The organism is Streptomyces sp. NPDC004658 (genome assembly GCF_040609555.1).
In the GTDB taxonomy this organism is placed as follows: domain Bacteria; phylum Actinomycetota; class Actinomycetes; order Streptomycetales; family Streptomycetaceae; genus Streptomyces.
In genome coordinates, this window is record NZ_JBEXKG010000012.1 from 40818 (window position 1) to 65432 (window position 24615).

The window sequence follows — 24615 nt, forward strand, 5'->3', positions numbered from 1 at the left end:
GCGCGTCAGGACTGGTAGATCGGTTCGAACAGCGCGTTCCACTGCTTCTCCTCCGTTTCGTCGAGCACCCGCAGGTGGCGCAGCCTGGCTTCGTCGGCCTTGGTCGGGAAGACCAGGGGACTGGTGCTCAGGGAGCCCAGCAGGGACCGGCGCTTGCCGGTGGCGGCGGCCGCGTCGCGCGCGATCAGCGGCTGGGCGTCCGGGACGGGGCAGACGAACTGCACCGTCTCGCTGATCTTCGCGGCGACCTCGGGCCGGTAGGCGTAGTCCATGTACGCGAGGGCGTCGACGGGGTGGGCGGCCGTCGAGGGGATGCACAGGTTGTCGGTCCACAGCAGTCCGCCCTCCTCGGGGATGACGAACTCCAGCCGTGAGCCGTTGCGGTTGGCCTGGAACACGTCGCCGGAGTACACCAACGACGCGTACAGGTCGCCGCGTTGGAGCGAGGACTGGTAGGTCGTGGTGCTGTAGGAGCGGACCAGGCCGGCGTCGCGCTGCCTGCGCAACCAGGCGGCGGCCCTGCGCCAGTCGGCGGGGGTGGAGGTCTCCGGGTCGACGCCGATGGCGAGCAGCGCGACGTTGCCCAGCTGCACCGCGTCGTTCCACATGCCGACCTTGCCGCGCAGCTTCGGGTCGAGCAGGTCCTGCCAACTGGTGATCTTCCGGCCGACCTTGGCCGGGTCGTAGCCGATGCCGGTCATGCCGGACTGCCAGGGCACGGTGTAGACGTTGCCGCGGTCGAAGGAGGAGTTCTTGAACGCGGCGCCGCCGTACCGGGCGAAGTGGGGGAGCCGGGCGTGGTCGAGCGGGGCGAGGTAGCCGAGTTCGATGTACTTGGGCAGGTAGCTGTCGCCGCCCAGCACCATCAGGTCGTAGCCGATGCCCTGACCGGAGGCGAACTCCGGCTGGATCTTGCCGAACCAGGAGGCGCTGTCGTCGATCACCTCCTCGTAGGAGACCTTGATGCCCGTCTCGCGGGTGAACGCCTCCAGGGTGGGGTGCCGGCTCTGGTCGCCGGGGTCGGTGTCGATGTACTGGGTGTAGTTGGCGAAGCTGAGCCGGCCCTTCTTCTTCCGGCCGGTCCAGAAGTCGCTGACGGCGGCGGCGATCTCGGCGGCCGTGCCGGGGACGGGCTTGCGGGCGCCGGGCACGCTGCACGCGGCGAGCGGGGCCAGCGCGGCGGCGCCGAGGGCGGCACGGAGCAGACCGCGCCGGGAACAGCGGCGCTCGGTCAGTCCGCGCAGCCAGGGCGCGTCAGGTGTGGGCTGCAGGGGCATCGTGGTCGACCTGTCGTCAGCTCGGGGTGAGGGAACCGGAGTCGGGGACCGCCCGCCCGGCGGTGGCGGGTGCGGTGGGCGTGGTGCCGAGCGGGTAGGAGTGGGCGGTGGCCCAGGACAGCCAGACGGTGTCGCCGCGGGCCGGTACGACGGACGCGGTGCCGTCGTTCGGCTGGAAGACGGTCATCTCCGCGCCGGTGCTCGTGGCCACCGTGTAACTGGTGGAGGTGCCCAGGTAGACCACCTCGCCGACGGTGCCGCGGATGCGGCTCGCGTCCCCGGCCGGACCGGTGGTCAGGGTGATCTTCTCGGGCCGCACGGTGAGCTGGACGTCCGATCCGGCGGCGGGCGCGGCGGACGCCGGGACGGTGATGCGCTGCCCGTCGCCGAGGTCGATCACCCCGCCCTCCGGTCCGGTGGCGGTCAGGCGGCCGCTGATCAGGTTGGAGGTGCCGATGAAACCGGCGACGAACGCGGAGGCGGGGCGCTCGTACACCTCCCGCGGGCAGGCGACCTGCTCGATCAGGCCGCCGTTCATCACCGCGATCCGGTCCGACATGGTCAGCGCCTCGGCCTGGTCGTGCGTGACGTAGACGAAGGTGATGCCCACCTCGCGCTGGATGCGCTTGAGTTCCAGCTGCATGGACTGCCGCAGCTTCAGGTCGAGGGCGCCCAGCGGTTCGTCGAGGAGCAGGGCGCGCGGGCGGTTGACCAGGGCCCGCGCCAGGGCGACGCGCTGCTGCTGGCCACCGGACAGCTGCCGGGGGCGGTGGTCGGCCTTCTCGGTGAGTTCGACGGTGCGCAGGATGCGGTCGACCCGGTCGTGGATCTCGCCCTGGGGAACCCGCCGGCGGCGCAGCCCGAAGGCCACGTTGTCCGCGACGCTCAGGTGCGGGAAGAGGGCGTACGACTGGAACACCATGTTGATGTCCCGCTTGTTGGCCGGTACGCCGACCATGTCCCGGCCGTGCAGCAGGATCCGGCCGCCGCTCGGCTCCTCGAATCCGGCGATCATCCGCAAGGTGGTGGTCTTGCCGCAGCCGGACGGCCCCAGCAGGGAGAAGAACTCCCCCTCGGCGATGGTGAGGTTCACCCCTCGTACCGCCGCTCCGCTGCGGACGCCGCCGAAGTCCTTGACCACGTCGACGAGGGTGATGGCCGGTTCTGGGCCGGCCGGTGGCGGCGAAAGGGTGTCGGTTGCCATCGCGGAGACCTCCGGTGTTCGGACAGGGCGAGAGCGGCGCCGGCCGGGCGGAACGCGCGGACGGCCGTGCGGGAGACGGCAGGCGGACGCGTTTCTGGCCGGACAGGATTGATAACGTTACCAATGCGGTCGTACCTTACCCACGGCCCGCGGCCCGGCGTCAATGGTTGAATGGCTCTGAATCCCACCGTCCCGTTCCCCGGCGTTCGCCGGACCGACACGAAGAGATCCGCACATGCCCCCTGAATCGCAGCCTCGGCGTCGCGTGACCATCCCGGACGTCGCCCGGCACGCCGGTGTGGGACAGGCGACGGCCGCACGCGTCCTCGGCGGGTACGGATCGGCGAGCGCGGCCACCCGGGAGCGGGTGCTGGCCGCCGCCGCCGAGCTGGGCTACAGCACCAACGCCGTGGCCCGCAGCATGATCAGCGGCCGGACCGACACCCTCGGCGTGGTCGTCGCCGACGTGGAGAACGCCTACTTCGCCCGCGCGGTGCGCGGCATCGCCGACGTGGCGGGCAAGGCGGGGCTCCAGGCCATCCTCGCCAACAGCGACGAGGACAGCGAGAAGGAGAAGGCCGCGGTCCAGCTGTTCATCGAGCGGCGCGTGGACGGGCTCGTGGTGGCGCCGGCCGCCACCGACGACGAGCACCTCGCCCGGGCCGTCTCCGCCGGCATCCCGGTGGTGCTGCTCGACCGTGTGCTGGCGGGCGCCGCGCTGGACACGGTGGTCGTCGACAACCGGGGGGCGGTGAAGGCGGCGGTGACCCGGTTCACCGGGGCGGGGCACACCCGTATCGCGGTGATCACCTCCGCCATGCCGGGCGACGACGGCGTCCGTCTGGCGCCGGGCGCGGACATCTGGACGACCACGGAACGTGTCGCCGGCTACCGCCAGGCCCTGCGCGCGGCCGGCATCCCGCGGTCCGCGGAGCTGATCCGGCACACCGGGTACGAGCGGGCCTGGGCGCGGTCCGCCGTACTGGAGCTGATGACCTCCCCCGACCGCCCCACCGCCCTGTTCACCACCGACAACGTGGCGACGCTCGGCACCCTCGACGCCCTCCTCGACCTCGACGCCCGCATCCCCGACGACGTCTCGGTCATCGGCTTCGACGACGCGGAATGGACCACACTCATCCGGCCGCGGCTGAGCGTGGTCAGCCAGCCCGTGCAGGAACTGGGCGGCCTGGCCGCGGACATCCTGATCCGCCGCATCAACGGAACCGCTGCCCGCCCCCGCCGGCACACTCTGAACACGACGTACATCGCCCGCGAGTCGACCGGCCCGGTCCCCGCCCGGATACGACGCCTCCGGGCGCCGGCGGACGGCGCCTGATCCACCCGTACGGCGCCGAGCCGTCCGAGGGGCCGGGTGGCTGTGTCCTGGCAGGAGCGACGGTCCCGCCCTACGGACAGCGCTCCGCTCTCCCGACGCACCTCACGACTGCGGTGCCACGGCGTCGGTCACTTGCGGTGCCACGGCGTCGGTCACCGGCTCGCCGGCCGAACTCCGTACGCCGGTACGCTCGGCGAGGTGCCGCCGGTAGTTCGGGCACTGGGTGACGTCCTCGTACTCGCAGCTCAGCCCGCCCTCGATGAGCTCCAGGGAGGCCTGGGCAGCCGCGATCGTCGACCGGAGTTCCTCGGCCGCGGGACGCAGGATCTCCTGCCGGGTGGCGCGGTCGGTGGTTGCGGACAGGCTCCTGATGGTGTTCAGGGCGAGGCCGGCCTCTTTCAGGAGGAGGATCGTCGCCACGCGGGTGAGGTCGTCCGGACCGTAGCGGCGGCGCCCGCCGGCGTCCCGTCCGGGGTGCAGCAGGCCCATCGCCTCCCAATGCCGCAGCACGTGCGTGGCCAGGCCGAAGCGGGCCGCGAGGGCGCCGATGCCGAACCCGTCTGCGCCGCCGTCTTCGCTTGACTTCATGCCGACATTAAGTCGCAGCATGACGTCCATGTCCACGCATCACGAAGCGGCGCGAGAGCACCGCGACACCGAAGCCCTGCTGGCCGTCCTCGACGCCGCGGACCGGATGCCGAGCGCCACGCGGCTGCGGGCGCGCTCCTACGAACTGCTTTGCCCCGTCCCGGGATCGACCGTCGTGGACGTCGGCTGCGGCGCCGGACGAGCCGTCGCCGAGTTGGCCGAACGCGGCGTCCACGCGGTGGGCGTGGACACCAGCCCGTCGATGCTGGCTGCGGCCCGCAAGCGGTGGCCGGAGGGCGAGTTCCATGAAGCCGGTGCGGAGAATCTGCCGTTCGCCGACGGCAGCGTGCGCGGCTACCGTGCCGACAAGGTCTTCCACCTGCTTCCGGAGCCGGAGCGCGCGGTGGCGGAGGCACGACGGGTCCTCTGCCCGGGCGGCAGGATCGTCCTGGTCGGTCAGGACTGGGACGCCATCATGATCGACTCGGATGATCCGGTGCTCACCCGCACGATCGTGCACGCCCGCGCCGACCTCCTGGCCACACCCCGCGCCGGCCGGCAGTACCGCGGCCTGCTCCTGGCCGGCGGCTTCGACGAGGTCACCGTCGAGGCGCACACCAGCGTGTTCACCGAACCCGCGATGCTGTCGCTGCTCGCGAGGCTGGCCGAGCCGGCCTGCGCCGGCGGCGCCGTCGACCGCGACCAGGCGGACGCGTGGCTCGCCGAACAGCGCCGACGCGCCGAGGCGGGCCGCTTCCTCGTCGCCATTCCGTTCTTCGTGGCGTCCGCCGCCGCCTGACAAGCCGTCTCCTCACACACGACCTGGTCTCAAGCCGTACCCCACGACGGCATCCGGTATCCCGTCTCCCGTCCGCGCTCCGGGCCCACGACGGTCGACCTCACGACTCGGCCGTACGACCCGGCTGGGGTCGTACGGCCGAGAGGACGATGTTCCGCGTCGGGGTCAGGACGCCGTGCACGCCCCGATCACGGGGGCGGCAGAGTTGCCGTTCTTCATCACCGTGAAGCCGAAGCGCGTCGACGTGCCCGCGGCGAGGCTGCCGTTGCCGTTGGGCCGCATGGTCATGACGTTGCCGCTGCTGTCCCAGCTGGGCGAGCCGTTCCAGGTCGCGATGGTCTTCTGCGGCGGGGAGAAGCCGTTACGGCCATCTCATCCGGTGGGTTCCACCGGGCGATCGGGGGCCGGATCCTGTTGACCGGCGCGGTTCGGCCAACTCCGCCGCTGTTTTGTCGAAGCGGTCGACGCGGTGTCTCGGGACATCTACGCGCAGGGCACGTCCTCACACGGTGAGCGCACGTCCTCGAACGGTGAAAATGCTGGGGACTACGGGGCGTTGGGGACTTCGGCGTCGTACCGGCTTGACAGCCGTGGGTGAACTGGTGGCGGCTGGTGTCACCGCGATTCGCCCGACTACAGGTCGAGAACGACTTCGCTGGTGGGCCGGCTGCAGCAGACCAGGATGGTCCCGGGCTCGGGGAGTTCGAGGGGTGGGGTGGTATAGGCGGTGTCGCCTGCCACGAGGTGGGTGACGCAGGTGTGGCAGACGCCGGTACGACACGACCAGCGGGTGGGGATGTCGCAGGCCTCGGCGAGATCCAGGAGCGAAGCGCGGGTGGGCGACCATGGGGTGGCGATGCCACTGCGCGCGAAGGTGATGAGGGGGCCGGTACCCGGTGGACCGGGGGGCTGGTGGGGACGCACCGCGGCACCAGGGGTGACGCCTGGGTTGATGGCGGGCAGGGCACTGAACTGTTCCGTGTGGATCCGCTCGGGACGCAGACCGTGCTCGCGCAGGTGGCCGGCGATGTCGTCCATGAAGGCGGGCGGTCCGCACAGGTAGGCGTCGGCCTCGGTGGGAATGCCCATGGCCGCGAGCGACGGGGCCGTCGGGCGCCCCCGGGTGAAGCGGGGCTCGTCGAGGTGCGGGGCGGTGTCGTGGGTGTAGTAGATGTGCTCGTGGGAGTGGGGGAGTCGTGCCAGCAGGGCGTGGGCCTCGTCCGCGAAGGCGTGGTGGGCACGGTCGTGGGCGGTGTGGATCCACCAGAGGGGACGTGGGTCCTGTGCGGCGGCGAGTTGGTGGAGCATGGCCAGTACGGGAGTGGCACCGATCCCCGCGGAGATGAGGAGGACCGGGCGGGTACCCGACCGGAGCACGAACGTTCCGCGGGGGCTGGCGACGTCCACGAGATCCCCTGGGTGGAGCGTGGCATGGATGTAGCTGCTGACTTTCCCGCGGGGCTCGTGCTTCACGCTGATGCGGTACGTGTCGGCTGTGGGCGTGGACGACAGGGAGTAGCTGCGTACCGCGGGTGCCGCGTCGCCGACGGGGAGGCGGAGCGAGAGGTACTGGCCTGGTCGGGCCGCTGGGAGGGGAGTGCCGTCGGTGGTGGCGAGGTAGATCGAGGAGACGGCGGGGGTCTCGGGAACGATGCGGGCGACGCGCATGCTCTTGAAGCCCGGCCACGCCGGTTCTGCTCCGGGCGTCGGGGTGTCGGCGCGTTCACTCGGCCCTCCGCGTTCCTGTGTGGGTGGCTGGGCGGCGGCGAGCTCACGGAAGGACTGCTGCCATCCGGGGCTGAGAGCAGGGATGTTCAGTGCTTTGCGCAGCGTCGCGGGGTCCCGATGAGGGAGGTAGAGCAGTGCGTCGGTGTCGGCGACGCTGAGTGCTTCCGGGCCCTTGCGGGTGAGGACGATCTCGTCGCCGGCCTGGACCCGCCCTTCGGTGATCACGCGTAGATAGAAGCCCGGCCGGTGGTGAGCCACCAGCAGGGAGGCCATGGCGGGTTCGCCCAGGCGCATGCCGACGCGGTAGCAGGTGACGCGCGGTTGGCTGACTTCGAACTCCGCTTCGCCGATGCGGTACCGGTCGCCGATGCACACTTCGTCATCGGGCAGGCCGTCGACGGTGAGGTTCTCCCCGAACATCCCGAAGGCCAGGTCGTCGCGGCCGAGCTGCTGCCGCCAGTACTGGTAGGACTGCAGCTGGTAGACGAGGACGGCCCGCATCTCGCCGCCGTGCCCGGCCAGGTCCCCTTGGCCGTCTCCGTCGATGTTCAGCCGCCGCGCCATGCGGGGACCGCGAACGGGGGACTTCCAGGCGCCGGTGTGAACGGTCCTTCCCTGCCAGGAGACGTCTTCGGGCATTCCAACATTGACGGACAACAGCGTCGCCATCGCGGACCTCCTGTGGGGTGGTCGGCCGGGGCAGCCCGTCATGGCGCTGTGATGTACGCACTCTCGGTTTGATGGTAGTTCGTCCGGCGATGGAGCCGCGATTCTGTGATGACGCGGGAACTGGCTATGGAAGGGGCCGTTCATTCTCTTTCTCTGCTGATCACTCGTATTCCGCTGGCTACGGGGCGGCGGCGCAGTGTCTCTTTGTACTGGACTGACCGCATTCAGTGAGTCTTTATGAGTGTTGCCATGAGGGGCAGGCCGGGAACGAGGACGGCACCTCGGCTGCGGTCCGCCGCCGACATCGCGGAGCCTGGACTGGTGCCGGAGCCCCTTGGTTCGAGCCCGGGGCCAGGCCAGTGCACTGGGAGCTGGCGGAGCAGCTGTCCACCATTCCGTCGGGGTGGCGCTGATCTCGCTTTCGGGCCGGCTCTGTCACTCACTCCGGCGGTAGCAGATGAGGGCTGCGGCGATGATTCAAGAACCAGGTCGTAGCGCATGGAGTCGGACTGGGCATCGGCGCCGAGACCGTCGCGCGTAGCCCGCGGGAAAGGGGGGTTCGTTCCGCAGGCGAAGCGGTGGAGGGTCGAGCAGACCTACGGGATCCTGGTACTGCACCGGCGTCTGGTCTGCGCCCACGAGTACCACCCGGCCTCGTCCGCCTCCCGCGTCCACTGGGCCATGCGGGATCGCCTATTTCCGTACGCGGAAGCGGAGCATCGTGACGGCGCCCGACTGGGTGTTGCCGAAAGGTTCCAGGTCGATCCTGCCCAGGCTTGAGGGCGAGAAGCGGACGCCGTCGCCGAGCAGCAGCGGTAGGACGTACACCAGGATCTCGTCGACGAGCCCGCGCTGCAGGCACTGAGCGGCCACATCCGTACCGAGGATCTCCAGGTTCTTGCCGCCCGCGGCGCTGCGTGCCGTGGCAACGGCTTCCTCGATGTCACATGTGAGGAACGTGACCGTGGGGTCCGGCTCGTCGGGAGGCCGGTGGGTGAGCACGAACTGTGCTCCCCCGTCGTAGGCGGAGCCCTGGCCGGCCATACGTTGCGCGACCTCGTACGTGCCCCGGCCGACGAGCATGGCGCCCGTGGCCGCCATGACCTCCGGGAACGTGTCCGCAGTCAGGTACTCGAAGATCCAGTCCATGGCGTGGCCAGGCCCGGCGATGAACCCGTCCAGAGACATCGCCCTGTTCACGACCACTTTGCCGGCGCCGGTGCCCACATCGCTCATGCGTCTTCTCCACGGATTTCGGAGCCCAGGGTTGCAGCATAGGTCGGCCGTGGGAGGGTGACGGTGGAGTTGCCTGCGTATGCGGGGTGGCGACCCCGATTGCTGCCGCGCGGGCAGGGGAGTGGCCCAGGTGGCGCGCCGCGCCCTCGCGGCGAAGCTGGGTGAGCAAGGTCCTGATGCCGTGATCACAGCAGCCATGACCATTCCACCCTGGCTGCGGAAGGTGGTCAGGTCCACGGGCCCTCCCTGCCGCCGGCGAGACGGCGACGCCACCAGGGGTCGGAGCGCCGCTGACGTTGATCAGCGAACGGATCCGGCAGAGTGCGCTGGAGGTATGCGACGTCCAGGGAAGCCACCCGACGCCTGAGTTCCTCGCGAGCACAGGCCGGCAGTTGCTGCAGGACCTCATCAAGGACGTCCCGCGCGTGCCGCACATCGTCGAAGGAACACCCGCGACACGAGCACTCCGCGTCCTGCGGGTACAGGGAGCGGCGTCCTGGCGACAGCGCAAAGGCTCGGTACCGTCTCAACGCTCGGTCTGTGGCGCCCGGGTACAGGTAGTAGTCGGTCGAGAGCCTCTCAACTCGATGTATCGCTACGCTGGCGCGGGCCGAAAGCCAGTGGATCCGGCTTGGCGGCGGATCGCTCCAGGTACGCGGGCGATGTCTTTGGTCGGCGCGGAGCCTGCCGGGCCGTCTACGCGGCATCGGCCTTTCGGTATGCGGTCATGGACGCCATCATGCCAGGAACGCTGAGTAGGGGGGCACCCGTTAATGGCCGCCGGCTGAGTAACTCCGGCCCCAGTTGGGCTCGGATATACGCGACGATGTCCACGAAGCCTTCCTCATCCTTGGATGCGCACTCCTATGCTGGCGACGCCTACGCTCAGCTCTTGCCCGCTAGTTCTTCTGCAGGATGCGGGTGACACCCGCGATGACGGCGGTTGTCAGCACCCAGCCGAGGGCGATGAGCAGGTAGGCCAGCCACTGGAGGCTGTCGTTCGACCAATACCAGGCCGTGCGCTGTCCCAGGGCCCCGATGGGGATCAAGAGGTCGAGTGTGTAGACGAGGGGCTGGAACGGGACACCTTCGCCTTGTTTGACCGGCTGGGGTGAGTCCGTGGAGAAGGACAGTGTTCCCAGCAGGATCAGGGCGAGGAGCCAGACGCCGGCCAGCCAGGGCCGGTAGCCGTAGCCGACGGTCATGTCAAGGAGATGGCCCCATGCGCGGGACGCAGGGGACAGTGTGCGGCGCCGGTGGCGTTGCTTGGCGAGGAGGACGCGGCGGGCGTCGTCGTCGTGCCCCGCCTTGCGGTACCAGGCCGCCAACTGCTCATACGGTTGTGGGTTGTAGCCCGGGCTGCTGCGTATCCATGCCACGCGTCGGGCCACCGACTCCCGGTCGCCCACGGCCTCGCGGCGCTCGTCGTTCGCGTCCGCCGTCTTGATGGAGCCGTAGACGAAGCCGTCCAGCTCCACCCTGTCCGGCCAGCTGTGCTCGTTCTCGTGGAGGTACGACACCTGGGCGCCCCGCAGGTCGAGGGTGCCGGACGGGGGTCGGGCGAGGGTGAGATCGAGGTCGACGGCTTGCAGGTGCACGGCGATCAGCGCCGGGGCGTTTCCGTCGTCGGTGGGCGGGCCGTTCAGGACGGCTCCGTCGAAGGTCACGCTGTCCCTGACCTGGGTGCCGCGCAGCCGTACCGTGCCGTTCGCGGTGAATCCCTCGGAGAACTTGAGCGACGAGGCCGTGGCGTTGTCGAGGGTGAGGGCCACGCCACGTGGGCCGGGTCCTTCCAGGCGGGCACCCTGCATGACCAGAGTGCCCGGCAACCGCGCCCCCATCAGCCGGACCTCCCCGTATGCGACGAACCCGTTCTTGCAGAAGATGCCGCCTTCCATGGCCAAGCCACCGGCCGACAGGGCCCACCCGTCCGGTGCGACCAACTCGGCCTCGTTGAGGAGCAGTCCGCCGTTCACCCGGGCGTCGGTGAGCGACAGGGCGGTGCTCACGCGGTTGAAGGGTGTGGGGGCTCCGCCCTCCACCACGCAGCGCCGCAGGGAGAAGTTGCCCTCGATGCGGGCCGAATCGGCCTCGATGCCGGGTATCCGGCTGCCCGTGAACACAAGGGTCTGCGTCGAAGCGCCGAGGAGATTCACCGCCTCCTCGAACCAGCACGCCTCCAGCCAGAGGGCATGGGCGATCTGCGCGCCGGCCAGGTCCAGGCGTCCGGAGATCCGTGCTCCGGTGAGGCGCAGACGCGCTACCGCACCCGATTGCCCGGTGTTCGCGCCCAGCAACAGCGCGGCGACCACCGCTGCCCGCACCGTCCGCTCGGGCCCCCACTGTCCGCCGTCGGCGACCCTGTCCTCCTCCGGAGTCCCGGTACGCAGGTCCACTCGCCGGCCCTCGGGGAACGCGTCCCACAGCTCACGCTCCGGTGAAGTCAACTCGTCATAGGAAAGCACTCATGCAGAGTAGTGATCTTCCTTCGTGCTCGCCTGACCTCATCGCACCCGGATCGAACGAAGTCTCTTTCCGCTAGGAGTTCTAGGGACGCCGCCTCTTCGCTGATGTCGGCCACGACGACAGGGGCGCCGGTTACCGGGCCACTGGCGTTCCTGGGCGATGGAATCAAGCGCCGGCGGAAGGGAACAGGGGACCGGCGGAGGGGAAGAGGGGCCTGCGCAGCAGCCACTGCCCGAGGGTTCGGCGCGGGGGCCGCACCACCACGTTGCCAATGGCCACGTCGTTCCGCAGGGTGTCCTGCGTGATCACGGCCTCGGTGAAGTCAAGCGTCACGTCGCACCAGGTCACCGCGAGTTCCAGCCGCCGCGGCAGCACCCAGCGGCCCGTCCGTTCGACCGCGCCGCTGAAGACCTGCTCGATCCGGACGACGTCCTTCACCTCGGCGATCTCCGCCGCGGTACCGTCCGGAGCGATCGACACAGCGGGAAGGTCGGTGGTGAGCACGGCCAATTCGCTGAGTGTCCGCGCCGACAGGGTAGCTTCGAGGCGCTCGTCGAGCTCGTCCGCGGTCAGCAGGCCGTCTCCCGCCGCGACGCGCAGCACGTCCACCACCCGGTCCCGGTCGGCATGAGAGGCTCGCAGTCCGGGGGATGCGCCGGGGTCGGAGCGCTTCTCGATGGGTGGCATCTCTGCACGCGGAGCGGCAGTTCACATCACGAGCGGGCGAGCGGGACCGGTGGCCCCCGCTCCGGCCACGGCTCGAAACAGCGCAGCTTGGCATGGACGTCGGCCGAGGGCAACGCTTGACAGAAGCGGTCGAAGCCGTCGGTGCAGTCCCTTAGGTGTCAGCGCAGTCCTTGAGGTGACCACCGTGGTCAGAGGGGTCATACGCGACAGCTGTCGATGTGGGTGACGTCGCGGAAGTCGGCGATGACGGGGCTGGCCATCGATTCGCGGTAGACGACGACGGCGCGGCCGTACGGCCAGGCGGTGTCGTCGTGGAAGTCCTGCTGCGCTTCGGAGCAGCTGTCGAACATGAGGCCGCGGACGACGTCCGTCCAGTTGGTGTCGTCGTGGTAGTCCTGTCCCTCGGGGTACGTCCCGGGGCCGAAGGTGACGAACATGGTCTGCGCCTCGGGGTTGAAGGTCACCGTCACGCTGTCCCCCGTGTACGGCTGCCCCTGGAGTACGGGGGCAGCATCGCTGACCAGGCGCTGGGCGGCGGTCTTCTCGGACGGCGTGGCCGGCACCCGGGCGTCCGCCCATTCGTCGATGGTGGGCTGCGCGTCGTCGCGGCGGGTGTACGCGGGGGAGGGGGCGGCTGTGCGTTGCGGGGTTTGCGACGCGGTCGGCGCTTCGGACCGAGACGGAGCAGAGCCGCTCGGTCGCGCGGCGGTCTCCTGCGCGGCAGCGGCAGCGGCAGCGGCAGTAGCGGTGGTAGTGGCGCGCCCCTGGTTCCTCGGGGCAGGGCCCTTGCCTTGGGCCGCGTCGGACGACTGGGAGGCGGCCAGGGCGCCGCCGACGCTGCCGAGGACGGCAGCTGCGGCGGCAACCGCCAGAAACAGCCGGGCGCGGCTGTCGCGATGGGACGGGACGGACCAGACGGGCTCGTCTTCGACCGCCAGGTCCCAGTGCAGGCTGACCAGGTCGGATATCAGCGTGGGCTGCCGGCCGCCGGGGGAGACGACGGCAGTTGCCTGGGCAGCGAGCAACTCGGTGCACTCACGTGCGAGTTCGGCAGCGGCCGGCCGCTCGGACGGCTCCTTGGCGAGAGCCTGCTCGACCCGGCGCCGCAGGTCGGACGGCACACCGTCCAGGTCCGGCTCAGCCGACATGACGCGGAAGGCCACCGCTTCCGCGGCACCACCGCCGAAGGGGAGACGGCCGGTCGCGGCGTAGGCGACGAGAGCTCCCCAAGCGAACACGTCCCCTTCCGGGCCGACGGCGCCGGTGCGGTAGTGCTCGGGGCTGATCCAGCCCGGCGTGCCGGTCAGCACGCCGGTGCGCGTGACGGAAGTGCCGTCCAGCGCGTGCGCGATGCCGAAGTCCAGCACCTGCGGCCCCGACGGGGCGAGGATCACGTTCTGCGGTTTCACGTCCCGATGGACGACGCCGGCGGCGTGCACGGTGGCGAGTGCGGCAGCGGTACCGGCCGCCAGCGCGTACAGGTGTGCTCCGGTCAGACAACCGTTGGCCGTCACATGCCGGTCGAGGGTGGGGCCGGGAACGTAGGGGGTGGCGAGCCAGGGAACCTCAGCTTCGGTGTCGGCGTCGCGGATCGGCACCAGACACGGCCCCGTGACCCGCTGGGAGAGCTGCACTTCCCGCCGGAAGCGGGCACGGAACTCATCGTCCGCGGCCTGTGCCGGATGGACGACCTTGACAGCCATCCGCTCTCCCGCGACATCGAGCGCGGCGTACACCGTGCCCATACCGCCGGATCCAAGCCGCCCTACGATGCGGTACGGACCTACGCGGCGCGGGTCGGCCTGCTGCACCGGCTGAACACGGCTGGACACGTATCTCCCCCTGGTCATCGACGGCGCGGCCGTGCTCCCTGACTGCTGGGCGCGGCGATGGGCACCCAGAATCCGCGCGCGCCGGACCACGGTCGCGAACCTCGGGCCCTCTCCGCGCCGGGCGACCGCGTACGGCATCCTAGCCGGGGTGTGGCGCGACGGGCATGGGAGCCGTCGACCGCCGGCCTCCTGGTCCTTGCGAACCGTGAAGCTGTGGGTGATCACCAGCCGATGCGTACCGCGGTTACCGCGGTACGTCGGTGACGTCCTGGAGGCCCGGACACAGGGACGTGGGGGCGTGGGCGGGAGCGCACAGGGCCTCCTCGCCCGCGCCCCCCGCCCGTCGCTCGTGCAGACCCGTCGCTCATGCAGGACAGGCCCACGGCCAGGCACCCGATGCCGCACCGCTACCGCAGCACGACGATCACCACAACGCGGTTGTCGAAGCGGTGGTCGAAGCGGTGGTCGAAGCAGGCTCGTGGGTGGTTGAAACAGAACCCGCGATGGTCGAAGCGGAATCCGCCGTGGTCGAAACAGCGCCAGTCGTCGTGACCGAAGCACCGGTTGGTGATCACATCGTTGTGCGCGGTGGGGACCGCTGCTGCGGCCGTGCCTGCTGCACCGATTGCGGCGCCGCCTGCCATCAGAACGCCGGCGGCGGACGCCGCGGCGAGACGCCTCACGGATGGTGCTCGCATGATGGATACGTCCTTTCCCTCATCGCCTCGCGCGACTTCCAGGGGCGCGAGATGGATGGCTACCGCCTCGCGGACGGAGACACGTCTATAGGCGTCGCCCGTGCAAGCACCTGACGCATCCAGGACTCAGTTGCACCGGAACCAGCCGACCAGTCGACCAGGGGCGTGCCCCGGGCTCCGCCCCTACTTTGCATACGTCAGCGGCGCCTTTTTGGATTGGCCCGACCCCGAGCGACTGAAGGACGCGGCAGGCTGGAACAGACAAAGGTCTGAAAGGAGGCAGCCGCGCCGCGTGCACGGCTCTGGTGGCTCCGAAGCGAGGCGACCGCGAGCAGCGCCTCGACCTGCGGCAAGCGGCGGGAGATCAGTGCCGAGCCGGCAGTGGGTGTGGCCGCCCGGCGGGAGCACGCCGAGCCGGTCGCGTGTCTGGGCCGGTGCGCACACGATCGGGGAGTACGTGGCACACCCGCCCCGGCAGCGACGGGCTGGTCAGCCTGCCGGGCAGCGAGCCGCCGCTCGGGTGCGAGCCCCGCGCCGTCGCAGGCTGATCTTGGCTGCCCAGGAAGACGACGGCGCGGACCGCGATCACATCCGCCGCTCTGCTCGGCCGCGGGCCCGCCCCGCACTGGCCTCCCCGCCGGCTGGGGGCTCCGGCACTGCCGCTCCCAGGACGGGGTGCGCAGACCCTGCTGGCTCCTCCGCCCCTTTCGGCGGTTGTTCGGTTCACAGCGTGGCACATGGCCTTGGACGGGGTAGCCGCTGCTGTGATCGACACAAGACGCGAGGCGCGAGGTGCAAGGCGCTGACGGCGTCCGCTGCGAGGGAAGGAGAGAGGGCGCATGGCCACCGGCGCGGACTCGGCGAGGATCACGGCGAAGGTACAGGGCAGGGACATCACGTTGGACGGCCCCCTGACGAAGGACGAGATCCGGAGCAGGATCTGGTGGTGGCAGGTCGCCGACCCCAGGAGTTCCGGGGAACGGGAAGACGGCCGGCACGAGTACGACGGCTCGCACAAGGATGTGATCATGACTCTGGGCGGGTACTACGAGGTCTCCCCCGACCCCCGTACGCCCGAGGCCGACAGGCTCGTAGAGCTGGTGTACGACGAGCTCAACCCGGACGAGTGACCCATCGCGGCACAGACGGAACCGGGATCCAAGCCTTCGCCGTGACGGGGCTGTCCTCAGCAGAGTGCGGCAGGACAGGTGCATACGGTGATCAGAGCGGGGCAAACGACTCCCTGGAGTACGCATCCACCGCTCCCAGGCGTCCGGCCACCGGCGGGTGCGCGCTCACGGACGTCGCGGGCCCTGCGGAACGGCCCGCCCTTCGAGAAAGTTGTCGCTGTGTTGCTGCCTGCCGAGAAGGAACTACGCGCGGTACTGGCCCGATTCGCCGACGCCCGCTTCCGCCATGACCTGCACCCCACCGGTCATTCCAGCCGAGAGCTGGAGGACACTTCCTACACGCTGTGCGTCATGACCGGCACCCACTCGGTGGAGGAGGCCCTCGTCGCCGCCGACGCCATGCTGGAACGGCTTCGAGCGGACCGCACCTCGTCCGCCAAGGCGACGCAGACCCTGGCCGCCTGACGCCAAGCGCCCGCACAGCCTCGGCGCCCCACCGGCCCTGCAATACACGAGGGACTGCCCCGAAGGGCGAGTCCGGTCCAGTGGTCCCCGCGCCGCGTGTTCGGGTGCGTGTTGATCTTGTTCCTGACGACCTGGGGGAGCGGGTGGCTCGACTGTTGCCGCCTGCTCCTGAGCCGGCGCCGTCGCCATCCGGGGCGGTCGCGTGTTCCCGACCGAACGGCGCTTGCCGGCGTCATGTATGTGCTGCGGACCGGTGTCGCCTGGCGTGACGTTCCCGCAGAGAGTGTGGGCTGCTCCGGTGCGACGGCCTGGCGCCGGCTGCGGGACCGGTCGACCGAGCCCGTCCCGGCTCCAAGCATGATCAGTCAGTCGCCCAGGACCCGCTCCCACAGCAGCCCGTCCCGCCAGCTCCCGTCGAGAAAGATCGAGGAGTGCGCGACGCCGTACGGGCTGAACCCGTTGCGGCGCAGTACCCGTTGCGACGGCAGATTCTCCGGACGGGTGGACGCCTCAGCGCGGTGCAACCCGAGTTCGTCCGTCATCACCTGGAGTACAAGCCCGACGGCGCGTCCGGCGTGCCCTTGATTCTGGGCGACGCTGGCGATCCAGTAACCGACGGAACCGCGGCGAAGGTGCGGCTGCGGCAGGATGCCTCCGACGGTGACCTGCCCGATCACCTGGTCGTCGGCGAGCACCACGCCCGGCCAGACCGTGCCGGCCCGGTATCCGGCCAGCAGCCTGTCGATCCGCTCCGCCTGGCCCTCCGGGGTGAAGAAGTCGGTTGGCTGGGCAGGTTCCCATGGCCGGAAGGCCTCGAAGTCTCGCACCCTGTGCGCGGCGATCGGGGCGGCGTCGCTGGGCTCTATCAGGCGGATCCTGGTGCTGTTGTGCATGGGCTGATCCTCATGGCGATGCATCGGATGAGACCGGACAGCCTATGTGAGCCGCACGATCCGACGCTTCTGGCCAAGCGCTTCATTCTGAAACGATCAGTCAGGCTCGGACGGCCGAGCCGGTGGTGCCGAGGCCGAGGTGGACTGCCGGGCGCACCGTGCCCGCACTCCCATGTTCGGCGAACTCGCTGTTCTCAGACATCGTTGTGCGCACACGTGTGCGGCCCGCCGGTGCAGCGGGCCGCACACGCAGGGCGTCTCAGGCCGGTCAGCCACCCACGTGCCAACTGAAGCCGCCGTTGTTGGCGGCGACGGCGAGAAGCACGAGCCACAGGACGACGTCGACTATGCCGAGAACGATGCCGGCCTTCGCCATGCCTGCCCCACCCTTGGCGGCCGACTGCCGCAGTCCGACGGCGCCGAACACGACGGCCAGCGGGCCCAGAATGATGTTCAGTACGAACAGTCCGACGATGCCGCAGCACAGACCAGCGATCGCCAGGCCGTTGGTACGAGAACGAGTGGGTGCAGTGGAAGACCCGCCGTAACTTGTCATAATTGCTCCCGCGTTGATGACAGTCGGGGCTCAACGACCTTTAGCCCTCTTTGGTTGTCTCTTGACCCCCCGTGTGCCCGGCGTGAACCGTTCTATGTCGTGCCCAGGGAAAGCAGCCGAAGGGGCAGGATGCCGCGAGGCAGTACCATCGAGCGCTGCTCTAACCCCATGCAGTGGCTCGCCTTGCTTTCGTGGCGCCGGTGCCGACCTCCGAGAACCCTGGCCGGGGCCACCTGCGCCAGTGAGCCATCCGGCTTGCCGCCCGGCGACCGACTGGTGGGCTCTCTCCCGGTGGGGTGGCGAGGCGCCGCCCGTCGAGGCGTGCCATCGTCCCGGAGGGCCGCTCCGTCGTCCTCGCCACTGGCACCAGCTCCGCAGGTGAGGGGTGTCGTACACAGGTGTCGCCGCCCCCGACGACGGCGGCGCTGAATTGTGGTCTCACGGGCACGGCAGCCCGCGCCCCCAGCACGGCGGCCACGGTCGGGGGCAGGGCGCGCGCTCCGTGTGGCTGTGTCATCTTGGCTGGGAGGGAGGGGTGAGGGGGGAGCCGGGACTGCGGGAGGCGTGGTGAGCGTTGGCGATGCCGGGCAAGGGGGTCTCGGTGGTGAGGGGACGGCTCGTACGCGGGGGGTGGGGCGTAGGCGTTTCCTCAGCGGGTGTACGGGGCTGGGGTTCGCGTCGGTGGCTGCCGTGGCCTGTGACGCGACCGGTCCCGCGCGCGGGAGCAACCGGTCCACCCTCTCTCACCGGCCCGAAGGGGAACGGGACCGGCCCGGAACACCCGAATGGCGTATCACCTCCCGGGGCCCTGCCCCGGCCGTCGCCGGCTACGCCGACCGGGTGAGCGTGACACCGGGCGAGGAATGCGGCCTGTACGTCTCGACGACCGCCTCGTCCTTCCGGGTCTCGGCGTTCCGGGTCGGCTGGTACGGCGGCACCCAGGCCCGGCAGGTGTGGTCCTCCGGGAGCATACGCGGCCGCGTCCAGCCCGAACCGCGCTTCCTGCCCGACACCCGTACCGTGCGCGCGGACTGGCCGCGCACGCTCACCTTCAGCACGGCCGGCTGGCCGGAGGGCGCGTATCTGCTGCGGCTGGACGCGGACAGCGGCCACCAGCGCTACATCCCGCTGATCGTGCGCTCCACGCAGGGCACCCACCGTACGGTCCTGATCCACGCCCCGGCCACCTGGCAGGCCTACAACCGGTGGGGCGGCCACAGCCTCTACGCCGGTGCCTCCGGCGCGTACGCCACCCGCTCCCTGGCCGTCAGCTTCGACCGGCCTTATGACGCCGACGGCGCGGAGAAGTTCATGGTGTACGAGCGGGCGGCGGTGGTGCTGGCGGAGCGGCTGGGGATATCCCTCGCCTACACCACCGGCATCGATGTGGCCCGCGACCCGCAGGTCCTGCACGGCGCGGCCGCGGTTGTCTGTCTGGGGCACGACGAGTACTGGACCCAGGAGCAGCGCCGTAACGTCACCAAGGCCCGAGACGCCGGCACCAACGTGCTGTTCCTGGGCGCCAACACCTGTTTCCGCCGGGTCCGCCTCGAACCGGGGCAGACGCAGCCGGACCGCACGGTGGTCTGCTACAAGACCTCCGCCCGGTCCGACCCCCTCTACACCACCCAGCCCTCCCTGGTGACCACCGACTTCCGCCAGGCCCCGGCACCGGACCCCGAGTCCTCGCTCACCGGGGTGCTCTACGAGGGCTACCCGACGGACGCGCCGTACGTCGTCCACGCGGCGGACCACTGGCTCTACGAAGGGACGGGCGTACGCCCCGGCGACGGCTTCGACCACCTGGTCGGCGTCGAATACGACCGGGTCACACCCGCAGCTCCCGTCCCCGAGCCGCTGGAGATCACGGCCCATTCGCCCCTGGTGTGCGGGGGCCGCCGCAGCCACAGCGACTCGGCCTACTACACGGCCGCCAACGGCGCCGGTGTGTTCGCCACGGGCACCATGCGCTGGGTGGAGGCCCTCATGGCCGGCACTCCCGACGGCGGCCGTGACCACGGAATGGACGCCCGTACCCGCACCTTCGTGACCCGGACGACGGAGAACGTCCTGCGAGCCTTCGCGCAGGGCCCCGCCGCCCGTCACCGCCCGGCAGCCCGCCCGAACGTCAGCGAGTTGTACAGGACGCGGACATGAAACGGCGTCCGCGGCATGGTGCCCCTGTGTCAGCGGCCCAGAGCGGTCCAAGAGCCTGCACCACTGGCCGCGGCCGTGCTCGACACCTCGTCGGGCGAGTGCGGCCGGCACGGAAGACTGCCCGGGAAGGAGCGGATCCCCGATTCGAGCCAAGGCCCGGCCGGCAGAAGCGGCGGCCACCGGCGGCGCCAGGACGGCGGCCGCCGAGGGACACGGACTGCGCGTCCATGCCGGGCCAGGCGTCGGCTAACTCGTCCAGCTGTGGGCCACGTCGACCACGACCCGGTCGTCCAACTGGGTCACACGGAAGGGCAGTCGGGCGCGTACGCCGAGACCGACCTGCGTCTGCCCCTCGAAGGTGCCGCCGAACCGGGTGTCCCGGAAGGTGCGGTACCCGGTGATGTTCACGCCGGGCAGGGGCTCGCCCACCTTCCCCGGGTAGGTCGGCATGCCGGCCTCCAGGTCGTAGCTCCACGCGCCGACGCGGATGTCGAGGATCGCCCCGCCGGCAACCGGTATGTACTCGCCCGAGGGGTCCGCGTAGAACCGATCCACGTACTGGACGTGGTAGCCGATCCGGTCACCGCCGCCGGGCACGTCGAACACGATGCGGTCGTAGCACTCGTGCCGTCCGGTCCTGACGTCCTCCAGGTGATCGGCGCCCTTGGCGGTACCACCCTTGGCGCCGCTGCCCCAGCCTGTCGGGCAGGCCGCCGCGGCGCGCGGTCCCTCCGCCGGGGCCGCGCCCGCGGTGCTCGCCGCCGTTGTCAGCGTGGCCCCCGCGAGCACGAGCACTGCCACTGCCGCTTTGATACGTCGCATCCTGTCCCCCTTGGTCGAACTGGTCGCGCACTCTGATGCCGGGTGAGACCGTCCGCCGTACCGGAAGGTTGTACGCCAGACAGGGGCAAATAGGGAATCTTGCTCTGGACGCCGCAGCCCGGCACCGTCTACGACCCTGGCACCGGCCACTCACGCAGGCGGAGGTCGCCGTCCGCAGCGGCGGGCGTCGCCGCACGGGATGCCGATCGCGGGCGGCGAGTCGGCCGTACCATTCGCGCCGATGACGGTGGCGTGCCGGAAGACAGGGGCGGAGTGATGCTCGCCGACGTCCCGAGTAGGCCGTGTACGGCAACCGTGGAGCCTACTGACTGGCTGGCTCGACGACGTGCCGCCGGGGCGCGCACGACGGACCCGGCCGCCTGCCCTGCCCGCTCTGCGACGCAGAGCTCACCCCGCGTGAAGGGGACCCCGCCACCATCAGCTGGGTCCCCTACGAGGACCGGCGGAACATCGGGATCATGGGCGCCAACGTGCCGACAGGCGTCTCACCGGGCCGTGGCCGACTGACCATCGCCGTCTGCCCCCGCGAACCGCATCACCCATTCCGCCTCGTCACTCAGTGAGTGGACTCCGCCTTCCGGCCGGGTGATCGGCGCAGGGCGGCTTCGCCCAAGGCACGGCCGGCAACCGTCGGCACGCCCGGCCTCGGCAGGCCGCGACGCGAAACAAGCGCGGTCTCGTTCCAGAGCGGAGAGTGTCGCAGGCTTACCGGCCGCCGCTGGTTTCGATATGGAACCTCGTGAGCGCGAACAGGATCAGGAGGTCGAGTGTCATCATGGGAATGGCCCATGCGGGATAGTGCGGCACGAACATGAACTGAGTGATCAGGCTGATCGCTGTCACGGCCGCGCCGGCCCCGCGTCCCCAGCTCTTCTCCGCGAGGACCCCAAGACCTGCGATGAGGAGCACCACACCCACGACGAGATGGATCACGCCCCACGCGGTCAGGTCGAACCAGTAGGTGTAGGGGGACGAGGTGGCGAACAGGCGGTCCCGTGCGACGCCGGATACGCCCATGATGATGCTGAACGCCCCGCTGAGCAGCATCGTGCCCCCGGCGGCCAACGAGGCGCCACTGAGCGGCGTGCTGCTCTGGCCTCGCTGTGTCTTGTCGCGTATCGCTGTCATGCACATCACCTCCCTGACGTGGTCGGCGACGCACGACGGACGCGCGAAGCCGGCCACGCCTCCCTGCCAGGATGAGCGCAATCGTTCCGTGTCGCGACTGCGATCTCGGACCGGTCATCACGCTGATCCGCGCGAAGCCCGGCCCGCACCTGGTCCGGGGGCCCGTTCCGGCACGCGTGGGACGGCAGCCGCGACCCGATCATCGCGCCCCGCTCGGCCTCGGAGACCGTCCGAGTACGCCCCCTCCGCCGGGAAGCCGCACAGCGCGAGGCGTGGCCACTGGGTGTGTCCGGAGTGCGGGCGCAAGTTCACCCGCGACCGTTGCTCAGCCGGGGCGGCACCGTGAGCCGACGTGACGTGCACGCCCCGACGCACCGCGCGAGCGAGCCTCTTGGTGAGCGCGTCGGGGTCCGCCGCACGGGGGGTCAGGCCGGCTTGAGTCCTGGCGCGCCGGCTTCCGTGACGAAGGACGCCGCGGTCGTGACGGGTGCGCCTGGCCGGGTGACGTAGGGGACGGTCTTGAAGTCGGCGCGGGCCGCCTCCTGTCCGAGGGTGACGGTCACGTAGCCGCGCCGTCCGTTGTAGAACTTCATGTGCGGGTTGGCCGCGAGGTAGGTGGCCCAGTTGCTGGGCCGGTCCGCCCCGTCGCGCCCGCTGGTGATCGACGTGGTGACGATTTCCGTGCCCACGGTCCGGGAACCGGGGTCGTCGAAGTCGCGCTTGATGTCGAACGCGTAGTGCACGTGCACGTCGCCGGTGAGGACCATGAGGTTCTCCACGCCGGCGGCCTCGGCCCCCGCCAGGATCCGCTCGCGGGAGGCCGGATAGCCGTCCCAGGAGTCCATGGAGACCTTGGACGGCGTGGCGGTGGTGTTGTACCGCTGGGAGAAGGTGACCTGCTGCGGTACGACGTTCCACAGCGCCCGCGAGGCGCGCCAGCCGTCGATCAGCCACCGCTCCTGCGTGGCGCCGGTGAGCGTGCGCGCCGGGTCCTCGGACTCGGGGCCGGGGTACTGCCAGCCGTCGCCGTAGGCCTGGTCCGAGCGGTACTGGCGGGTGTCCAGGACGTCGAACTGGGCGAGCCTGCCCCAGTGCAGGCGGCGGTAGAGCCGCATGTCGGAGCCGGTGGGCAACTGGGGACGGCGCAGGGGCTGGTTCTCCCAGTAGGCGCGGTAGGCGGAGGCGCGCCGCAGCAGGAACTCCTCGGAGGAGCCGCCGTCCTCCGGGATGTCGTCGGCGTAGTTGTTCTCCGTCTCGTGGTCGTCCCAGGTGACCACGAAGGGGTGCGCGGCGTGCGCGGCCATCAGGTCAGGGTCGGACTTGAACAGGGCGTAGCGCAGCCGGTAGTCCTCCAGCGTCACCGTCTCGCGGTTGTAGTGGGCCGGGAGGGTGCGGTCGGTGTACTTGCGGTCGTTGCCGGTGGCGTTGACGGCGTACTCGTACAGGTAGTCGCCCAGGTGGAAGACGACGTCCACGTCGTCCTCGGCGAGGTGGCGGTAGGCGGTGTAGTAGCCGTCGGCGTAGGCCTGGCAGGAGACGGCGCCCAGGGTGAGCGCGGTGGGACGGGTGCCGGGCAGCGGGGCGGTGCGGGTGCGGCCGGTGGGGCTCAGCCAGGCGCCGGCCCGGAAGCGGTAGAAGAAGACGCGGTCGGCCGGCAGGTGGGGCACCTCGACGTGGACGGTGTGGCTGAACTCGGGGTGGGCGGTGGCGGTGCCGCGCCTGACGATCCGGCGGAAGTTGGCGTCGTGGGCCAACTCCCAGTGCACCGCGACGCGTTGTGCGGGCAGTCCGCCGTCAGGCTGGTACGGCTGCGGGGCCAGCCGGGTCCACAGCAGGACCGAGCCGGGCAGCGGGTCGCCCGAGGCCACGCCCAGCGTGAAGGGGTCCTCGGTGATTCTCCGGGCGTCGAACTCGGCGGCGGCGGCCGTGCCGGCGGCGGGCAGGTTCACGGCGAAGGCGAGCGCGGCGGCGGCGCCGGTGACGGTGAGGAAGCGGCGCCGGCCTAGGTGTCTGGCGGCGGCGCGCAGTTCGGGGGCGTGCTGGGACGGGTGTGCTGCGGGTGTCATCCGGTCTCTCCCCTGTCGCGGTGAATCCAGCAGCAGTTGACAGGGCCGTCACTACCTCGACGGGGCCGGGGCTTGGCAGGATCATGACGCTTACATGGCGGAATGATGAGTTCCGGCATCGAGCCAACCGTCCCGCTCCGGCGCCGACTCCGGAGCCGCCTTGGGCTCCGGCTCTGGCACAGGCCTGCCGCTCCACGCCGAACCGCTGAACGCGGGTTGGATCGGTGACCCTGGGCCGGGCGCCGCCGTACCGAGGCGTCAAAGCACCGAAGTCTCGGCACTGTTCGAGGGGACAGCACAGGGCGGCCTGAGAAGTGGTGGGACGCTCCCGGGGCGAGATGGGTGAGGTACGCCGATCGGACGCGGCGGGGGAGGGAAGACTACGGGCATGGCATCGGACAGGCCCCGTCTCCAGCACGCCTACGGATCCGCGTCCAACCTGCCACGGCTCTTCGAGGAGGTCGGTCCAGCAGACGAGGCTGCAGGCGAGGGTCACCGGGGCATCGTGCAGTCCGTGGCTTCGCTCCCCAGCGGACGGCGAGGCGCCGGAGGCGATGCGGGAGGGAAATATCTGCTGCCCGATGAGATGGAGCTTGCCCGCCCTTGATGCCCGGGGCGCGCCTTTACCGGAGATCAGGCGGCCGCGCCACCCTCGCCCTCTTCGGAACAACGGCTCCCGTACCGCCCACTGTTCATCCGTGAGATCTCCCTGACCCATGAACCATGATCATTCACAGCCCGGGATCCACTCTCGATACACGGCCTGGTAGTTGGGTTGTCGCGCCAGGAGCAGCCTTCTCCGCCGGGAGTTGCACGTGCTCGGAGAAGCAGACATGTACGTAGAGCTCGTGACA

Annotated in this window: 19 protein-coding genes and 3 pseudogenes; 7 read left to right on the forward strand and 15 right to left on the reverse strand. The window is 70.4% G+C overall.

Annotated elements, in window-relative coordinates; genetic code table 11:
* Positions 1-5: 5 nt before the first annotated feature.
* Together ABZV94_RS07460 and ABZV94_RS07465 are read right to left on the reverse strand one after the other, a co-directional pair.
* A complete protein-coding gene (locus tag ABZV94_RS07460; RefSeq protein ID WP_356338186.1) occupies positions 6-1277 on the reverse strand; it encodes a spermidine/putrescine ABC transporter substrate-binding protein in 1272 nt (423 codons plus the stop codon).
* Positions 1278-1293: 16 nt separating this feature from the next.
* Positions 1294-2481 carry an ABC transporter ATP-binding protein gene (locus ABZV94_RS07465; protein ID WP_356338188.1) on the reverse strand — a complete coding sequence of 396 codons (1188 nt, stop codon included), beginning with the start codon at positions 2479-2481 and terminating at the stop codon, positions 1294-1296.
* A 265-nt stretch (positions 2482-2746) separates the two neighbouring features.
* Here ABZV94_RS07465 and ABZV94_RS07470 point away from each other — a divergent pair, with 265 nt between their 5' ends.
* Positions 2747-3820, forward strand: a complete 1074-nt coding sequence (locus tag ABZV94_RS07470; RefSeq protein ID WP_356338190.1) for a LacI family DNA-binding transcriptional regulator — start codon at positions 2747-2749, stop codon at positions 3818-3820.
* Between the two features lie 102 nt (positions 3821-3922).
* On the opposite strand, the gene ABZV94_RS07475 is transcribed toward ABZV94_RS07470, so the two are convergent.
* The gene (locus tag ABZV94_RS07475; RefSeq protein ID WP_356338192.1) at positions 3923-4408 is read right to left on the reverse strand and encodes a MerR family transcriptional regulator; all 486 of its coding nucleotides are present in this window, start codon (positions 4406-4408) and stop codon (positions 3923-3925) included.
* Between the two features lie 28 nt (positions 4409-4436).
* On the opposite strand from ABZV94_RS07475, the gene ABZV94_RS07480 reads away from it, so the two are divergent.
* Positions 4437-5207 (forward strand): methyltransferase domain-containing protein, encoded by a 771-nt coding sequence (locus ABZV94_RS07480; RefSeq protein ID WP_356338194.1) that lies wholly within the window; start codon positions 4437-4439, stop codon positions 5205-5207.
* 165 nt (positions 5208-5372) lie between these two features.
* Here the strand turns inward: ABZV94_RS07480 and ABZV94_RS07485 are convergent.
* Both ABZV94_RS07485 and ABZV94_RS07490 read right to left on the reverse strand, forming a co-directional pair.
* Positions 5373-5555 (reverse strand): annotated as a pseudogene (locus ABZV94_RS07485) (1,4-beta-xylanase); the annotation flags it as partial.
* A gap of 285 nt (positions 5556-5840) precedes the next feature.
* Entirely contained in the window at positions 5841-7604 is a 1764-nt protein-coding gene (locus ABZV94_RS07490; RefSeq protein WP_356338196.1) for an MOSC and FAD-binding oxidoreductase domain-containing protein, read from the reverse strand.
* Positions 7605-8113: 509 nt separating this feature from the next.
* On the opposite strand from ABZV94_RS07490, the pseudogene ABZV94_RS07495 reads away from it, so the two are divergent.
* A pseudogene (locus tag ABZV94_RS07495) lies at positions 8114-8231 on the forward strand (IS5/IS1182 family transposase); the annotation flags it as partial.
* 66 nt (positions 8232-8297) lie between these two features.
* Here ABZV94_RS07495 and ABZV94_RS07500 read toward each other — a convergent pair.
* The 5 genes from ABZV94_RS07500 to ABZV94_RS07520 form a co-directional block, all read right to left on the reverse strand.
* The gene (locus tag ABZV94_RS07500; protein ID WP_356338198.1) at positions 8298-8840 is read right to left on the reverse strand and encodes a dihydrofolate reductase family protein; all 543 of its coding nucleotides are present in this window, start codon (positions 8838-8840) and stop codon (positions 8298-8300) included.
* An 899-nt stretch (positions 8841-9739) separates the two neighbouring features.
* A complete protein-coding gene (locus tag ABZV94_RS07505; RefSeq protein WP_356338200.1) occupies positions 9740-11305 on the reverse strand; it encodes an oxidoreductase in 1566 nt (521 codons plus the stop codon).
* Between the two features lie 166 nt (positions 11306-11471).
* Complete coding sequence (locus ABZV94_RS07510) at positions 11472-11993, reverse strand: DUF1707 domain-containing protein (RefSeq protein WP_356338201.1); 522 nt, start codon at positions 11991-11993, stop codon at positions 11472-11474.
* 197 nt (positions 11994-12190) lie between these two features.
* A complete protein-coding gene (locus ABZV94_RS07515) occupies positions 12191-13843 on the reverse strand; it encodes a serine/threonine-protein kinase (RefSeq protein ID WP_356338256.1) in 1653 nt (550 codons plus the stop codon).
* A gap of 389 nt (positions 13844-14232) precedes the next feature.
* Positions 14233-14508, reverse strand: a complete 276-nt coding sequence (locus ABZV94_RS07520) for a hypothetical protein (RefSeq protein ID WP_356338203.1) — start codon at positions 14506-14508, stop codon at positions 14233-14235.
* Positions 14509-15362: 854 nt separating this feature from the next.
* Here ABZV94_RS07520 and ABZV94_RS07525 point away from each other — a divergent pair.
* The 3 genes and pseudogenes from ABZV94_RS07525 to ABZV94_RS07535 form a co-directional block, all read left to right on the forward strand.
* The gene (locus tag ABZV94_RS07525) at positions 15363-15653 is read left to right on the forward strand and encodes a hypothetical protein (RefSeq protein ID WP_356338205.1); all 291 of its coding nucleotides are present in this window, start codon (positions 15363-15365) and stop codon (positions 15651-15653) included.
* 219 nt (positions 15654-15872) lie between these two features.
* On the forward strand, positions 15873-16118 hold the full coding sequence (locus ABZV94_RS07530) for a DUF5133 domain-containing protein (protein ID WP_356338207.1): 246 nt from the start codon (positions 15873-15875) through the stop codon (positions 16116-16118).
* An 80-nt stretch (positions 16119-16198) separates the two neighbouring features.
* Positions 16199-16445 (forward strand): annotated as a pseudogene (locus tag ABZV94_RS07535) (transposase); the annotation flags it as partial.
* Between the two features lie 38 nt (positions 16446-16483).
* On the opposite strand, the gene ABZV94_RS07540 reads toward ABZV94_RS07535, so the two are convergent.
* Both ABZV94_RS07540 and ABZV94_RS07545 read right to left on the reverse strand, forming a co-directional pair.
* A complete protein-coding gene (locus tag ABZV94_RS07540; RefSeq protein ID WP_356338208.1) occupies positions 16484-17011 on the reverse strand; it encodes a GNAT family protein in 528 nt (175 codons plus the stop codon).
* Between the two features lie 268 nt (positions 17012-17279).
* Entirely contained in the window at positions 17280-17567 is a 288-nt protein-coding gene (locus ABZV94_RS07545) for a DUF4190 domain-containing protein (RefSeq protein WP_356338210.1), read from the reverse strand.
* Positions 17568-18359: 792 nt separating this feature from the next.
* On the opposite strand from ABZV94_RS07545, the gene ABZV94_RS07550 reads away from it, so the two are divergent.
* Positions 18360-19724, forward strand: a complete 1365-nt coding sequence (locus ABZV94_RS07550) for a N,N-dimethylformamidase beta subunit family domain-containing protein (RefSeq protein WP_356338258.1) — start codon at positions 18360-18362, stop codon at positions 19722-19724.
* A gap of 246 nt (positions 19725-19970) precedes the next feature.
* Here ABZV94_RS07550 and ABZV94_RS07555 read toward each other — a convergent pair whose 3' ends face one another.
* The 3 genes from ABZV94_RS07555 to ABZV94_RS07565 all read right to left on the reverse strand — a co-directional run bounded on the left by ABZV94_RS07555 (position 19971) and on the right by ABZV94_RS07565 (position 23761).
* The gene (locus ABZV94_RS07555; RefSeq protein WP_356338212.1) at positions 19971-20546 is read right to left on the reverse strand and encodes a hypothetical protein; all 576 of its coding nucleotides are present in this window, start codon (positions 20544-20546) and stop codon (positions 19971-19973) included.
* Positions 20547-21272: 726 nt separating this feature from the next.
* On the reverse strand, positions 21273-21752 hold the full coding sequence (locus ABZV94_RS07560) for a hypothetical protein (protein WP_356338214.1): 480 nt from the start codon (positions 21750-21752) through the stop codon (positions 21273-21275).
* 368 nt (positions 21753-22120) lie between these two features.
* Entirely contained in the window at positions 22121-23761 is a 1641-nt protein-coding gene (locus ABZV94_RS07565; RefSeq protein WP_356338216.1) for an alkaline phosphatase D family protein, read from the reverse strand.
* Positions 23762-24615: the final 854 nt, after the last annotated feature.

Excerpts from the sequence above, each read along its gene's own strand:
- ABZV94_RS07460 (WP_356338186.1), bottom strand. The coding sequence starts at position 1,277 with ATGCCCCTGCAGCCCACACCTGACGCGCCCTGGCTGCGCGGACTGACC.
- ABZV94_RS07465 (WP_356338188.1), bottom strand. The coding sequence starts at position 2,481 with ATGGCAACCGACACCCTTTCGCCGCCACCGGCCGGCCCAGAACCGGCC.
- ABZV94_RS07475 (WP_356338192.1), bottom strand. The coding sequence starts at position 4,408 with ATGAAGTCAAGCGAAGACGGCGGCGCAGACGGGTTCGGCATCGGCGCC.
- ABZV94_RS07480 (WP_356338194.1), top strand. The coding sequence starts at position 4,437 with ATGTCCACGCATCACGAAGCGGCGCGAGAGCACCGCGACACCGAAGCC.
- ABZV94_RS07490 (WP_356338196.1), bottom strand. The coding sequence starts at position 7,604 with ATGGCGACGCTGTTGTCCGTCAATGTTGGAATGCCCGAAGACGTCTCC.
- ABZV94_RS07500 (WP_356338198.1), bottom strand. The coding sequence starts at position 8,840 with ATGAGCGATGTGGGCACCGGCGCCGGCAAAGTGGTCGTGAACAGGGCG.
- ABZV94_RS07510 (WP_356338201.1), bottom strand. The coding sequence starts at position 11,993 with ATGCCACCCATCGAGAAGCGCTCCGACCCCGGCGCATCCCCCGGACTG.
- ABZV94_RS07515 (WP_356338256.1), bottom strand. The coding sequence starts at position 13,843 with ATGACCAGGGGGAGATACGTGTCCAGCCGTGTTCAGCCGGTGCAGCAG.
- ABZV94_RS07525 (WP_356338205.1), top strand. The coding sequence starts at position 15,363 with ATGGCCACCGGCGCGGACTCGGCGAGGATCACGGCGAAGGTACAGGGC.
- ABZV94_RS07540 (WP_356338208.1), bottom strand. The coding sequence starts at position 17,011 with ATGCACAACAGCACCAGGATCCGCCTGATAGAGCCCAGCGACGCCGCC.
- ABZV94_RS07545 (WP_356338210.1), bottom strand. The coding sequence starts at position 17,567 with ATGACAAGTTACGGCGGGTCTTCCACTGCACCCACTCGTTCTCGTACC.
- ABZV94_RS07555 (WP_356338212.1), bottom strand. The coding sequence starts at position 20,546 with ATGCGACGTATCAAAGCGGCAGTGGCAGTGCTCGTGCTCGCGGGGGCC.
- ABZV94_RS07565 (WP_356338216.1), bottom strand. The coding sequence starts at position 23,761 with ATGACACCCGCAGCACACCCGTCCCAGCACGCCCCCGAACTGCGCGCC.